This is a genomic window from Pararhizobium qamdonense, from assembly GCF_029277445.1.
In the GTDB taxonomy this organism is placed as follows: domain Bacteria; phylum Pseudomonadota; class Alphaproteobacteria; order Rhizobiales; family Rhizobiaceae; genus Pararhizobium; species Pararhizobium qamdonense.
The window spans coordinates 3,512,670-3,526,409 of the sequence record NZ_CP119566.1; the positions used below are offsets into that span (position 1 = coordinate 3,512,670).

Consider the following 13,740-nt stretch of genomic DNA (forward strand, 5'->3'; position numbering starts at 1 on the left):
CTCTTGCCACAAGTATGGCAATTGCGGCTGGATCGGGGCTTGTGGGCTCCGCAAACCATCACGACTGCGCGAGGGTGCAGATGCGATGCAAAAACGACACAGAACCCGCTGCTGACAGGCTTGTCAGCCTATTTCGACAGCAGGGAAACGAAGGCTGCAGGGGCGACCGGCCGGCTGAAGAAATAGCCCTGGATGTCGTCGCAGCCGCTGGCTGCCAGGAAATCCACCTGCTCCTGTGTTTCCACGCCTTCGGCAATGACCTGCATCTGCAGCTTCTGCGCCAGCGAGATGATCGCGCCGGTAATCGCCCGGTCGTCGGCATCGCCTGGAATATCCTGGACGAAGGAGCGGTCGATCTTCAAACGGCGCACCGGAAAGCGCTTGAGAGCACTCAGGCTGGAATAGCCGGTGCCGAAATCGTCGATGGCAAGATGGACACCAAGCGCTTCCAGTTCGTGCATGGTGGCGACTGCGGAGGCGACATCCTGCATGATCAGGCTTTCCGTCAGCTCCAGCTCGAGATAACAGGCCTCAAGCCCGCTGTCCTCCAGCGCTTCGGCCACCTTCGACACCCAGTTGCGCTCTTTGAACTGGCGGGCCGACACATTGACGCTGACGACGATCGGCGCCAGGCCGGCATCCTGCCAGGCCTTGTTCTGGCGGCAGGCTTCGTTCAGCACCCAATCCCCGATCGGCACGATCAGGCCGGTTTCTTCGGCAAGCGGAATGAAATCACCGGGCGAAATCAGCCCGCGCTCGGGATGCTGCCAGCGCAGCAGCGATTCGGCTGCGAAAATCCGGCCGGACTTCAGGTTCATCTGCGGCTGATAATGCAGCACGAATTCGCTGCCGATCACGGCATCGCGCAGTTCCTCGTGACGGCGCAATTGCTCGTGCGCGGCGGCGGCCATCTCGGCGTCGAACACCTGCAGATTGTTGCGGCCGGCCTCCTTGGCGCGGTACATGGCGGAATCGGCATTGGCGAGCAGTTCGGTGGCGCTGTCGCCATGTTCGGGATAACAGACGACACCCATCGAGCAGCTGACCTGCAGGCTGCGGCCGGCCAGCACCACCGGCGCGCCGATCGCCGCACGGATCGCTTCCAGCCGCGCCAGCATGACGCCGCTTTCAGGCGGCAGGCTGTTGATGAGAATGATGAACTCGTCGCCGCCGACCCGCACGATCATGTCCGATTTGCGCACGCAGGCGAGCATCCGGCCGGCAACCACGCGCAACAATTCGTCGCCGGCATGATGACCGAGCGTATCGTTGATCAGCTTGAAATTATCGAGATCGAGGAAGGCCAGCGCCACCCACTGGCCGGACACACGCGCCTTTTCCAGGGCAATGGCGACGCGCTCGTCGAACATGGCCCGGTTCGGCAAGCCCGTCAGCGCATCGTGATGCGCCATGAACTGGATGCGCTCTTCCGACTGGCGCCGCTCGATGGCGATGCCGGCCAGATGCGCCGCCATGGAAATGAGATCGACCTTCTCCGGCGAGGGCAGCCCCGGCTGATGCGAGTAAAGCGCGAAGGTGCCGAGCACCTGGCCTTGATACGCAAGGATCGGCATCGACCAGCAGGACCGGTATCCGAGCGGCCGCACCAGACCGGCATAGTCTTCCCACAACGGATCCGACTGGATATCGCTGACGAAGACCGGCTCGCCCCGAAAGGCCGCAGTGCCGCAGGAGCCAACCTTCGGCCCGATGGCGATGCCGTGGATGGCGTTGCAATAGCTGCCGTCGAGCCCAGGTGCCGCACCCGTCAGAAGATGCCGCCCGTCGGGCGACAGAAGCAGGATCGAGCCGATAATGCCGGGCAGATGCGCCTCGATCATCAGGATCAGCTCATTGAAGAACTCCGACAGAGGCGTGCTCGTGGCAATTAGTTCCAGAAGACGGGCCTGGCCGAGCAGAAGCCGCTCCGCCCGCTTGCGATCGGTAATATCGCGCGAGATGCCGACAACGCCGATGGTGACGCCCTGCTGGTCGCGCAGCGGCACTTTCGATGTCATCAGCCAGCGCTCGTCCTTGCTGACCGCATTCAGCTCCTCGATGCCGAACATCGGCTCGCCGGTTTCGATCACCCTGCGCTCGGCCTGCTCGAAATGACGGGCGTTTTCCAGCGTGTGGATATCGTAGTCGGACTTGCCGACGATCTCATGCGCCTCACGGAAGCCGTTTTCGGTCACCGTCGCCTGATTGGCGATGAGAAAGCGGCCGTCGAGATCCTTGGCATAGATGTAATCGGGAATATGGTTCATCATCGTTTCCAGCCAGTAATGGCGATCGGCGATGGCGGGTTCGGGGGCGAACATGCGCGAGACTTCGGCCGCAAGCCGCTGGCTTGCCGCAATCAGTCGCTGCGTGTCGTCGTTGCTGACAATCCTGGCTCCGCTATCCCTTCGATAGCGGCTGAAATTCTTCGTCAAACGCGCCTCCAAAGACGGACATTCAGTCCGTCTCTCTATTCCCCGCGTCAATTTTTAGCAGGCATAAGTTATTCTTCCCTAAAGATAGAAGGGCGAAATAAACGCATTCCGATTTCCATCAAAATAAAATCAATCCAAGATTGCACTCCTTCTCCACTTTGTGTGCCGCTTTGGCACATCGCAACCTGGCACGATCCATGCTTCGTCAACCCAAAGGATTTGTCATGCTGAACCGCCGCCTGCTCCTGTCTTCGATCACCGCCATGGGCTTTTGCGCAGGCGTGAGCCGCGTTTCGAGTGCCGCATCGATGAAACCGCAGCAGGATGGCCTGCGCGGCACGATCGATATTTCCGGCTATGGCGTCGCCCCCGATCGCCAAGGCGAGCAGAGCGACGCCATCAACCGTCTATTCAGGGAGGCGGCGGAACAGGGCATGCCGGTGTTTCTGCCGGCCGGCGATTACCGGGTGTCCGGCATTACCCTGCCCGACACGCTGTTTGTCAGCGGCGTCCCCGGCCGCACCCGGCTGATCCACACCGGCAGCGGCCCGTTTCTGAGCGGACAGGCGCTTGGCAGGCTGACTTTGTCCGATCTCGTTTTCGATGGCAAAGCAGAGGCGCTCGCCCCTGAAACGGGCGGGCTTTTGCATCTGAGCGATATTGCCGATCTCACCATCGAGAACTGCACGGTCACCGGCGCGTCGAAACATGGCATCCATGCAGAGCGCTGCGGCGGCCGCATCACCAGCAACAGCATTTCGAAGGCGGCCTTTGCCGGCCTCTATGCCGTCGATAGCGCGCGGCTTTCGATCACCGCCAACACCGTGTCGGATTGCGGCAATGGCGGCATTCTCGTGCATCGCTGGGAGGCCGGCGAGGATGGCACGATGGTGAGCGGCAACCGGGTGTTCAAAATCTCAGCGGACGACGGCGGCACCGGCGAAAACGGCAATGGCATCAATATTTTCCGTGCCTGGAATGTGATGGTGTCAGACAATCATGTTTCCGACTGCGCCTTTTCGGCCATCCGCGCCAACGCCGCCACCAATGTGCAGATCTCGGATAATCAGTGCCTGCGCTCTGGCGAAACGGCGATCTATTCTGAATTCGGTTTTCAGGGCGCCGTGGTTTCCGGCAACCTGATCGACGGCGCGGCCAACGGCATCCTGATCGTCAATTTCGACGAGGGCGGACGGTTGGCCACCGTCAGCGGCAATATCGTCCGCAACCTGCACCTGACCGGTCCCTATGTGCATGATGGCGCCGGTTTCGGCTTCGGCATTGCTGCGGAAGCCGACACGGTCATATCCGGCAATGTCATCGAGAACGCGCCGAGATGGGGCCTGATGCTCGGCTGGGGACCTTTTATGCGCGCGGTTGCGGCGAGCGGAAATCTGGTGCGCGGCGCCGGTGGCGGCTGTGCCGTCACTGTCGTGGAGGGGGCCGGCACGGCGCTGATTGCCAACAACCTGTTTCAGGACGTGCGGGACGGCGCGATCCTCGGCTACCGCTGGAACGACAAGGCGACCGGCGATCTTTTGAAAGGTGGCAGCGAAGCCTTCGCGCATCTCACACTGTCCGGCAACCGGCTGGCCTGATCGCCGTCACATCAAAAGATTTCATGGCTGGCATCAACGCCATGCGCTTCAAGCGCCGGTGCGCATGCCATAGCGTGCGCTGAAACGCAGCCAAAGGGGAACGGACATGCTGACGATCTATGGAGTGTACTGCTCGCGCGCCTCGCGCAACTATTGGATGGCGGAGGAACTCGGCCTTCCCTTCCAGTCCGTGCCGGTCATCCAGGCGCGGCGCCTTGCCGATCCGTTTTCGGCCAGCGCTCCGGTCAACACGAAATCGCCCTCTTTCCTTGCGGTCAACCCGATGGGGCTGATCCCGGCGATCGAGGATGACGGGCTGGTGCTGGCGGAATCGCTCGCCAACAATCTCTATCTCGCCCGCAAGCATGGCGGCCCGCTCGCCGGCGCAAACGTGCGCGAAGAGGGCGAGATGATCGCCTGGACGCTCTGGGCGGCGACCGAGGTCGAGCCACATAGCGTGAAGATCGTGCTGACCTATGATAACGGGCAGGACAATACGCCGGACGGCAAGGCCCTGATCGAGACCTGCGTCAGGGGGCTGGAGCGTCCGCTGGCGCGGCTGGAACAGCATCTGCAAACACAAGACTATGTTGTCGGCGGCCGCTTCACCGTCGCCGATCTCAACCTGGCCGAAGTGCTGCGCTACGCAATGAGCGAAACCGATCTGTTTGACCGGCATCCCGCCGTCAAGGCCTGGCTTGGGCGCTGCCATGCACGCCCGGCCTTCGAAGCCATGATGGCCGGGCGGCGCAAGGAGGTTGAGGCCGCCTGACGACCCGCTGAAATCTGGCGTCTATTCAAAATCGAGACGCCGCATGCTTCCGGCAATTTCGTCGCGCACCCATTGCTTGAAGGCCGTGACCGTCTTGGTTTCCCGGCGCGATGGCGGCGTGACGAAATAATGCGCCAGGCCCGTCTTGGCGCGCACGGGAAACGGCCTGACCAGCCGCTTCTCGATCAGCGAATAGGCCGCCAGCGTCTGCCAGGCGAGCATCACGCCCTGCCCGGCAATCGCCGCATCGAGACAGAGCGAGGCATCGTTGAAAACGTGGCGCGTCACCATCTTTTCTCCCGACAGGCCGACCTGGCGCAGCCACATCTCCCAGCTGAGCGTGGAATGGCCATCGATGATGGCGGGGATATCGAGGATATCCCGAGGCTCCTTCAACTGCGCGGCAATCGCCGGCGAGCAGACCGGAAAAGCTTCCTGCGCAAGCAGAAGCTCGGCTTTCACGCCCGGCCAATCACCGGCGCCGACACGGATGCCGATATCCACGCCGGTGCTTTCCAGATTGACCAGCGCCGTGGTCGCATCGATACGCAGGCGGATATCCGGGTGTTTTTCGGTAAACCGATCCAGCCTGTGCACCAGCCAGCGTGCGGCAAAAACCGGCGCCACCGAAATCGTCAGGATGGTCTCGTCCCGCCGCCTCGCCGAGACGACAGCCTGATCGAGCGTTTCGAAACCGCCGGTCAGGCGCGGCAGAAAGCTTTCGGCAAAGGGCGTAGCCACCAGACCGCGCGGAGCGCGCTCGAACAGGACGCGGCCAAGCTGCTTTTCGGTCTTGATGATCTGCTGGCTGACGGCACCGATGGTGACGCCCAGCTCACCGGCCGCCGCCTGCAGCGAACCGAGACGGCCAGCCGCCTCGACCGCGCGCAACCCATTCAGGTGAATACCGTTCAGCTCTTTCATATAGTTTTTCTATACCGGACACGCGGCAATCTCAATTGAAATCGCTGATCAGAAGAAGGATGATGCAGATATCGAAGAAGGATGGTGATCCCATGTTGAAGATTTTCTCGATACTCGACCAGCTCCTTGCCGCCCCCGCTGACGAAGACACGCAGGCAAGCTGGAGCCGCGACCTCCTGCGCCACCCCGATATCGCCCGGATGGACACACGCGAACTGGGCGACCTGCCCTTTCCGGGGAAGATTGTGCGGGTGCCGGCAAACCGCCGCTGCGAGGCGTGCCAGGCTTGAACTCTATCCCAATGACGGCGGCCGGCACGTCGGGCTCTTACCGCATCAGCCGGCGGTGGACAGGACCTTTTGTACGGCGGGGCGTTCCGCCATGCGCTGGCTGTGCGCATAGACTTTGGGAAAGCGCCTGGGATCGACGCCGTCGCCTTCCAGCCAGCCGGTGAAGGTCAACAGGTAGGGATCGGCGATCGAGTATGTCTCTCCCATGACCCAGGGACCAGTGAACATGGTGGTTTCGATCAGCTCGAAACAATCGCTCATATTGCTGGCGACCTTCAAGGTCATGGCCTCGATGACGGCGGGATCATCGGCCCAGCGGCTGCCACGGCGCTTGTGTGCATGCGCGACATGCACCGTCGAGCAGAGATAGGCGTTGAACGACTGGATGCGCGCAAACTCGAACGGGTCCTGCGGCAGACTGACCGGGGTGCCGGCAAAGCGCTGGCCGATATAGGTGAGGATGGCGGGCGATTCGGTGATGATACCGCGCTCGGTGACGAGCGCCGGAACGCGGCCCTTCGGATTGAGCCGCAGAAACTCTTCCGACCGTTGCTGCTGGCCGGCAAAATCGATTCGTTCGGCCTCATAGACCGCACCGGCTTCCTCGAGGGCGATATGGGATGCCTGCGAGCAGCTTCCCGGTGAAAAATAGAGTTTTAACATCCAGGCTTTCCATCGATTGTTGACCGGCGCACCGCGTGATCCCGCGCTGACCATAACGATGGCGCCGGCCGTTTTCCAGCCTGCGATCCCGCCGTTCCGGTCGGGTGCCGCCGCGCTCGCAACTCGGTGGGCCTAAGCTCACGCATGATCGAGGCTTAGGCGGCCCTCGGCGTGATGCGATCAAGCTCTGCGCCCAGCGTCCGGCGTGTCTGCATGATATCGTGGTCCGTCTGCAGCCGCAGGAAAAATCCTTCGGACAGGCCGAAATAGCGGGCGAGCCGCAGATCGGTATCAGCCGTCACGATCCGCTTTCCCAGCACGATTTCATTGATCCGGCGCGGCGGCACCCGGATGGCGCGCGCGAGACCGTTCTGGCTTAGAGCCATCGGCACCAGAAAGTCGTGCAGGAGGATTTCACCCGGACGCGGATTGGGCAGCAAATCCTCCTCAGTGATAGTCTGCAATTTGGACATCTCTTGCCTCACCTTCCTGCCATCGAAAACAAATGCGCCACTGATCATTGATCCGGATGGAATATTGCCCTGCACGGCTTCCCTTCAGCATTTCGAGCCGGTTTCCCGGAGGAATGCGCAGGTCGTTCAGATTGCTGGCAGCATTGATCAATCGCAGCTTGCGCAGTGCGATCACCTGAATTTCGCCGGGCAGCTTGCAGCTGCGCCGACCGTCCCAGATACTTTCGGTCTCACGATCAGCGAAACTCTTGATCATGATAGACTATAACGCATTGCGTTATGGCTTTCAAGCCTGCGCTCAAGCCGCAAAAGCGCTGGTCACCCTGACATCGCCGACATGGATGCCGTTCCAGTTTTTCATCGCGTGATTGGCCTGCGCCATCAGGTTCTCATGCAATTCCGGCTCATCGGTGAAGAAGCGGGCGAGCGTGGCGGCGATCATGGCTTCGGCGGCGCGAGTGGTGCCGTCCTCGCACTTCAGTGCGATGGCAATGCCCTGTTCCGGGATGGCAGCGCAGAAGACGCCCTCGGCGCCGGTCTTGGCGAAAATCCGGCCCGGTGCGGTCTGCATCAGCCGGGTGCAGGCGCGCCGGCTGCCGGCGACATAGAAGGGTTCGGCCATGCAGGCTTCGATGAGGCGCTTCGAGGCTTTGGCGCGCAGCGGCTCCAGGCCGTTGCCGGTCGCCATCTTGGCAAAGCCATGGGCAAGGCTCTTCAACGGCACGGCATAGGTCGGGATCGAGCAGCCGTCGGTGCCGCAATTGTCATGGGCGAGCACGGCACCTGTCAGGCTTTCCATGACGCCACGGATATCGCGCTGCAGCGGGTGATCATAGGTGACATAGCCTTCCGGCTCCTCGCCGCTATGGCAGCAGGCGCAGATGAAACCGGCATGTTTGCCGGAGCAATTGTTATGCAGCGCCGTCGGATGATCGAGCATGCGCGCCTGGTTGATGATCGTATCCTGTTGGAACGACCAATGGGCGCCGCATTCCAGCGTCGAGACATCCCGGCCGGCTGCCGCCAGCATTTCGGCCGCCAGCGCCACATGTTCCGGCTCGCCATTATGCGAGGAACAGGACAGCGCCAAAGCCCGCTTGTCAAAGCCATAGGCATCGGCGGCCCCCGTCTCCATCAAGGGCAGCGCCTGCATGGCCTTGCAGGCCGAGCGCGGAAAGACGCCGACATCGGTCTCGCCGAGCGAAAACACCGTCTTCCCATCGCCATCGACAACGATCACCATGCCGCGATGGCGGCTTTCGACGAGATTACCGCGCGTGACTTCAACAAGAACCGGGTTCGACATGGTTGTGCCCTCAAAAATCCAACTTCTCCCTTGTCTTTAGACGAAGACAAAGCAACGCAAAACCCGGACGGACCCATGAAATTTTTTCGCTGGCTGCTTCTTGCCATCCTGTTCGTCTATCTCGTACCGGCGCTGGCCTCGGCCGGCTGGTGGTATGTCAAGGAAAGACCGGCAAACTGGCGCGAGGCGGATTGGACCTCGGCCCGGATCCTGCCCAGGCCGGCAGACGACCAGGACGCGGCCATCTATATCTTTTCCGCCACGACAGGCGGCATGAAAGGGGCAGTCGCCAGCCATTCCTGGATCGTCACCAAGGGACAGGGCGATACGGTTTATAACCGCTATGACAAGGTGGGCTGGGGTTCACCGATCCGCCGCAATGGCTATCCTGCCGATGCACGCTGGTATTCGAACACGCCGAACCTGGTTGCTAGCGTCAAGGGCGAGACCGCCATCAGTTTGATTGCCAAGGTCGAACAGGCCATTCAGTCCTATCCCTATGCGACGCCGGGCGCCTACAGGATCTGGCCGGGACCGAACTCGAATACATTCGTCGCCCATGTGCTGCGCTCGGTGCCGGAGCTCGGCGCCGTCCTGCCGCCGGACGCGGTCGGCCGCGACTATCTGCCGGAGGGCAAGCTGTTTTCGGTCGATGCCGATGGACTGGATATGCACGCGACGCTCTACGGCCTGCTCGGCATTTCGGCGGGCGTGCGCAGCGGTCTGGAGGTGCATTTCATGGGGCTGGTGGCGGGTATCGACGTGATGCGTCCGGCGGTGAAAATCCCGGCGCTGGGGCGGTTTGGGGTTTAGAGCCAACAGGAAACGCAGCCCTCTGATGGCTGACAACTCTCGAAACCGGTTTCGCTTCATGCTAAAGAAAGACAATATATCTTCGGAGCAGTCCAATGACGCTGTCAATTCGCCTTTCTGACGCCGATGAAAAGCAGCTGGAACAGCTTGCCCGCGAAACAGGGCAAAGCAAGGAATTCCACGTTCACCAGTTCATCAGGCAAGGTCTTGAGGACATCGAAGACTACAATATCGCCGCAGAGATCGCCAAGCGCGTCCGAAACGGCGAAGAAGCCGTTTACTCTTTGGCCGAGGTAAGGAAAGACCTTGGCCTGGACGATTGAGATTACCGCCAGAGCACGGAAAAATATCAGCAGCCTCGACAAACAAGCCGCAAGCCGCATCCTCTCGTTTCTCTCGGACAGGTTGGCTGCGTCTGACAACCCACGCCAACTCGGCAAACAATTGGCCGGCCCGCTCAAGCACTATTGGAGCTACCGGGTCGGCGACTACCGTCTGCTGTGCGAAATCAAAGATGATAGGTTGATTGTGCTGGTTCTCGAGGTTGGAAATCGCCGGGACATCTACCGGTAGCACGTCGCCAAATCCAGTAGCAGTGCGGCAGACAAACAAAAAGGGCCGCTTAAAAAGCGGCCCTCCATGAGTTTTGGCCAGGTAAGATGCCCGGACCGTATCTTCTCAAAGACACGACCCGCCGGAAGGGTGGTTCAGATCGAGGGCTGCCTCGTTCCGACCATCACAACTCCCATGCCCGTTACGAGGTTTAAAATCTCATTAGACACTGGATCACCTTCCTTTCGTTTCGTTGAAGATGAGATAAAGGTAATCCGATTCTTTTCGATTGCAAGAGGGCGATTGCAAGAGAGCGATTGCAAGAGCAAGACGATCAGACTTTAGAATGTCATGACGATCTTGCCGATATGATCGCCGGCTTCCATCAGGCGGTGCGCTTCGGCCACTTCAGAGAACGGCACGATCGCGTGCATCACCGGCGCCACTTCGCCATCTTCCAGCAACGGCCAAACATTGTCTTCCAGATCGTCGCGGATCGCCTCCTTCTCGACTGCCGTGCGCGGCCGCATGGCGGAGCCCATGATGTGCAGGCGCTTGGCAAGGACGGCTGCGATATTGGCTTTTTCGACGGTGGCGCCGCCGAGGAAGGCGATGATCGACAGGCGGCCGTCCTTGGCGAGCGAGGCGATGTTGCGGTCGAAATAGGGAGCGCCGACCATGTCGAGGATGACATCCACGCCGTTGCCGCCGGTTTCCTCGAGGATGACCGACTTGAACTCTTCCTCGCGGTAGTTGATCGCCCGCTTTGCGCCGAGCGACACGCAGGCGTCGCACTTGTCCTTGCTGCCGGCCGTGACGAAGACCTCGGCGCCGAAGGCGCGGGCAAGCTGGATGGCGGTGGTGCCGATGCCGCTGGAGCCGCCATGGATGAGGATCTTTTCACCTTCGACCAGATCGGCCATCTGGAAGACATTGGCCCAGACGGTGAAGAAGGTTTCGGGAAGTGCCGCCGCGCGCGCCGCGTCATACCCTTTCGGCCAGGGCATGGCCTGCGTTGCCGGAAGCGCGCAGAATTCGGCATAGCCGCCACCGTTGGCAAGGCCACAGACCTTGTCGCCGACGATGAAGCCTTCGGCCCCCTCGCCCATGGCCACCACTTCGCCGGCCACTTCCAGGCCAAGAACAGGGCTCGCGCCTGGCGGCGGCGGATAATTGCCAAGCCGCTGCAACACATCGGGACGGTTGACCCCGGAAGCCTCGACCCGGATCAGGATATAGCCGGGTTTCATCTCCGGCAGCGGCCCGCGTGCCAAAACCATCTTTTCCGGGCCGCCGGGGGACGGAAGATCGACATAGGTCATTTCGCTCGGCAGGGTCACGGTGTTCTCCTTGGTGGATGTTGACCGGTTATCTAGCGCGCCGCATCGAAACAGCAAAGCGGTTGTTGCCGCCACCAGCCGGAGCAGCTCGATTCGGAAGTCTTAAGCGGCAGGCCCAGCGCCGCATCATGGCGAAATTGCGCCGTCTTCAGCCTTGGAAAGATTAAGTTTCTTTAATTTGAAATGGTGTGACACCGGGCCTAGCGTCACAATCGAACCGGGAGCCGCCGGCAGCTTCAGGCTGCGACGCGACGGGCTTCGGACGGTTTCAAGACGACCGGCCCCGATGCGGGGACCAACCAAGGACGACACCCATGCGTGCTCTTCTGACCTCATTGACGATCCTTTCCGCCATCACCCTGTCATCCGCCGCCTTTGCGGCCAGCACCACCACGGGAACCATCCGCGCCTATGACATGAAGGCGATGACGGTAACCTTGAAAAACGGCACCAAATACATGCTGCCGGCGGCATTCAAGAACCCGGGCCTGAAGATCGGCGAGAAAGTCACGATCGCCTATCAGACGATGGGCAAGAAGCATCAGGCCACGTCGATCACGCCGGTCATGTACTGATACCGTCAGCATGAGCGTACCCGCCGCGGTTCGCCGCAATCGGGATCATGCAGAAGCGGGCTGGAACCCATGATGGGTTTCAGCCCGTTTTCGTTTCATACAGGCTGGTGAATTGCTGGTCAGCCCTCGACGGCACCAAATGTCTCGAAGACCAGGCCGTCGTCGCTGTCCTTGGCCAGGCTCTTGATCTCGGCAATGCGGGCGCTGACGGCCTGGGCGTCGGAAAAGACGAAACCTTCCGGCAGGATGAGGACGGCAATCGAGCAGCGCATCAGCGCAAAGACCGAGGTTTCGCCGCTGCGGCCATGGCCGGTCATGTAGCCGGCCTCGCGATGCTCAGCCGAATAGAGCTGGCGCACGTCGCTGCGGAATTCCGACAGGACGCGGAAGAGCACGGTGGAAACCTCCTCGCGCGTCCAGCCGCTGACGCCGATGAAGAAATCGTCGCCGCCGACATGGCCGAGGAATTTTTCCTCGCCGATGAAATGGCGGCGCATCAGGGCGGCAAACAGCGAGATCGCCAGATCGCCTTTCTGGAAGCCGTAGTGATCGTTGAACGGCTTGAAACTGTCGAAATCGCAATAGCAAAAATAGCGCGCCTCGTCGGCGTCGAGCACGGCGCCCTGCACATAGTCGCGGATGGCGCGGTTGCCGGGAAGGCCGGTAAGCGGGTTCTGCTCCTGCGCCGTCTTCAGCTGCTTTTCGCTGATGATCTTCAACAGCGATGACGCCGACAGGATGCCGGCATAACGCATGTTTTCGGTCAGGATCACGCAGTCGCTGCCGTCCATGCCGGCAAAGATCTTCAGCATCTCGTCGGCCGGCGTTTCCAGATCGGCGATCGGCGCCGGGCTGACGAAATGCGAGATATGGCGCTGGTAAAGATGGTTCTTGAGGAGATCGCGGCCGAAGGGATGATAGATCATTTCCTTGACGTGATATTCATGCAGGACGCCGCGCGGCTCGCCATTGGCGTTCAGGACCGGAAAGAAGCTGCGCTGTGGCGAGCGGCGGAACAGTTCGAACACCGAGTCCAGATCGTCGTTTTCGCGCAGGGCCGGCACCTGTTCGATCTGTTTGCGGATGAGGATACTGTCGAGCGAGGTCGATTGGCGCCTTGCGCCGGCGGTCTGTTCCAGATGCGGATAGGCCGGTTGCAGATCGGCGAAATGCACGGTCGGCCGGGCGACGAAATAGCCCTGGACGAGATCGCAGCCGAGGTCGCGGCAGGTGGCAAATTCCGCTTCGGTCTCGACCCCTTCGGCAATCACTCGCGTGCCCAGCACATGGGCGGTGTTGACCGTGTGGCGCACCATATGGCGCTTGCGCGGGCTGGATTCGATGCCGGAGATGAAATGCCTGTCGATCTTCAGATAATCCACCGGCTGGTCGCAGAGCAGCTTCAACCCGTTGAACCCGACGCCGAAATCATCAATCGCCAGTTTGAAACCGGCCAGCCGCAGCCTTTTCACCAGGCCGGAAAAATCCGGCATCTTGCCGCTGTCGAAGCGTTCGGACAATTCGAAGCAGATCGACGATGGCGGGATATTGGCGCGTTTCAGGTGATTGCCGAGCCGCTCGACGAGATCGCCTTCCAGGCCGATCAGCCGGCTGTCGAAATTGACGAACAGGGTGCGCGCAGCAAAATCCGGCAGGCTGGCAAAACCGGCAAAGGCGCGGGTGTTGATCATATGCTCCAGCGCCAGAAGCTGCCCCGCCTCCTCGGCCTTGTCGAGCAGTTCGACCGGCGACTTGAAGCCCAGACGCTCGAAGCCGCGCATCAGCGTTTCATAGCCGAACACCGCCCCGGTGGCGATCTCGGCAATCGGCTGGAAGGCATTTTCGATCGCAAGCTTCGCCAGCGTAAGGATCTGGTCGTCACCAAAGCGGCGCAGCGACAGCATTTCGGCAGGGACGGCGGACAGGGCGGACATGCAAAGCTCCGGGCGGATTTTCGAGATCGCGCGAAGGATCGTCCGGAAGCCTGAATTTTCCGTTT

Annotated in this window: 15 protein-coding genes; 7 read left to right on the forward strand and 8 right to left on the reverse strand. The window is 61.0% G+C overall.

Features of this window, described 5'->3' with window-relative positions; genetic code table 11:
* Positions 1-128: 128 nt before the first annotated feature.
* Entirely contained in the window at positions 129-2,435 is a 2,307-nt protein-coding gene (locus PYR65_RS17215; RefSeq protein WP_407951247.1) for an EAL domain-containing protein, read from the reverse strand.
* Between the two features lie 224 nt (positions 2,436-2,659).
* Here PYR65_RS17215 and PYR65_RS17220 point away from each other — a divergent pair, with 224 nt between their 5' ends.
* A complete protein-coding gene (locus PYR65_RS17220; protein WP_276118853.1) occupies positions 2,660-4,033 on the forward strand; it encodes a TIGR03808 family TAT-translocated repetitive protein in 1,374 nt (457 codons plus the stop codon).
* Positions 4,034-4,139: 106 nt separating this feature from the next.
* Positions 4,140-4,805 carry a glutathione S-transferase family protein gene (locus PYR65_RS17225; protein ID WP_276118854.1) on the forward strand — a complete coding sequence of 222 codons (666 nt, stop codon included), beginning with the start codon at positions 4,140-4,142 and terminating at the stop codon, positions 4,803-4,805.
* Positions 4,806-4,826: 21 nt separating this feature from the next.
* On the opposite strand, the gene PYR65_RS17230 is transcribed toward PYR65_RS17225, so the two are convergent.
* A complete protein-coding gene (locus PYR65_RS17230; RefSeq protein WP_276118855.1) occupies positions 4,827-5,729 on the reverse strand; it encodes a LysR substrate-binding domain-containing protein in 903 nt (300 codons plus the stop codon).
* 92 nt (positions 5,730-5,821) lie between these two features.
* Between PYR65_RS17230 and PYR65_RS17235 the strand changes: the two genes are divergently transcribed.
* Positions 5,822-6,019 (forward strand): hypothetical protein, encoded by a 198-nt coding sequence (locus tag PYR65_RS17235; protein WP_276118856.1) that lies wholly within the window; start codon positions 5,822-5,824, stop codon positions 6,017-6,019.
* Positions 6,020-6,064: 45 nt separating this feature from the next.
* Here PYR65_RS17235 and PYR65_RS17240 read toward each other — a convergent pair whose 3' ends face one another.
* The 4 genes from PYR65_RS17240 to PYR65_RS17255 all read right to left on the reverse strand — a co-directional run bounded on the left by PYR65_RS17240 (position 6,065) and on the right by PYR65_RS17255 (position 8,461).
* Entirely contained in the window at positions 6,065-6,682 is a 618-nt protein-coding gene (locus PYR65_RS17240; RefSeq protein WP_276118857.1) for a glutathione S-transferase family protein, read from the reverse strand.
* 155 nt (positions 6,683-6,837) lie between these two features.
* Positions 6,838-7,155 carry a HigA family addiction module antitoxin gene (locus PYR65_RS17245; RefSeq protein WP_276118858.1) on the reverse strand — a complete coding sequence of 106 codons (318 nt, stop codon included), beginning with the start codon at positions 7,153-7,155 and terminating at the stop codon, positions 6,838-6,840.
* Positions 7,130-7,411: a type II toxin-antitoxin system RelE/ParE family toxin gene (locus tag PYR65_RS17250; RefSeq protein ID WP_276118859.1), complete on the reverse strand. Its 282-nt coding sequence runs from the start codon at positions 7,409-7,411 to the stop codon at positions 7,130-7,132. Before PYR65_RS17250 ends, PYR65_RS17245 begins: the two co-directional genes overlap by 26 nt.
* A 42-nt stretch (positions 7,412-7,453) precedes the next feature.
* Entirely contained in the window at positions 7,454-8,461 is a 1,008-nt protein-coding gene (locus PYR65_RS17255) for an asparaginase (RefSeq protein ID WP_276118860.1), read from the reverse strand.
* A 75-nt stretch (positions 8,462-8,536) separates the two neighbouring features.
* Between PYR65_RS17255 and PYR65_RS17260 the strand changes: the two genes are divergently transcribed.
* The 3 genes from PYR65_RS17260 to PYR65_RS17270 all read left to right on the forward strand — a co-directional run bounded on the left by PYR65_RS17260 (position 8,537) and on the right by PYR65_RS17270 (position 9,847).
* Complete coding sequence (locus PYR65_RS17260) at positions 8,537-9,274, forward strand: DUF3750 domain-containing protein (RefSeq protein WP_276118861.1); 738 nt, start codon at positions 8,537-8,539, stop codon at positions 9,272-9,274.
* A gap of 95 nt (positions 9,275-9,369) precedes the next feature.
* On the forward strand, positions 9,370-9,597 hold the full coding sequence (gene relB / locus PYR65_RS17265) for a type II toxin-antitoxin system RelB family antitoxin (protein ID WP_276118862.1): 228 nt from the start codon (positions 9,370-9,372) through the stop codon (positions 9,595-9,597).
* On the forward strand, positions 9,581-9,847 hold the full coding sequence (locus tag PYR65_RS17270; RefSeq protein WP_276118863.1) for a type II toxin-antitoxin system RelE family toxin: 267 nt from the start codon (positions 9,581-9,583) through the stop codon (positions 9,845-9,847). Before relB ends, PYR65_RS17270 begins: the two co-directional genes overlap by 17 nt.
* A gap of 320 nt (positions 9,848-10,167) precedes the next feature.
* Here PYR65_RS17270 and PYR65_RS17275 read toward each other — a convergent pair whose 3' ends face one another.
* Positions 10,168-11,166, reverse strand: coding sequence for an NAD(P)H-quinone oxidoreductase (locus PYR65_RS17275; protein ID WP_276118864.1), 999 nt, complete (start codon positions 11,164-11,166; stop codon positions 10,168-10,170).
* 314 nt (positions 11,167-11,480) lie between these two features.
* Here PYR65_RS17275 and PYR65_RS17280 point away from each other — a divergent pair, with 314 nt between their 5' ends.
* Positions 11,481-11,741 carry a DUF1344 domain-containing protein gene (locus PYR65_RS17280; RefSeq protein ID WP_276118865.1) on the forward strand — a complete coding sequence of 87 codons (261 nt, stop codon included), beginning with the start codon at positions 11,481-11,483 and terminating at the stop codon, positions 11,739-11,741.
* 119 nt (positions 11,742-11,860) lie between these two features.
* Here the strand turns inward: PYR65_RS17280 and PYR65_RS17285 are convergent, their stop codons facing one another.
* On the reverse strand, positions 11,861-13,666 hold the full coding sequence (locus PYR65_RS17285) for a GGDEF domain-containing protein (RefSeq protein ID WP_060639903.1): 1,806 nt from the start codon (positions 13,664-13,666) through the stop codon (positions 11,861-11,863).
* Positions 13,667-13,740: the final 74 nt, after the last annotated feature.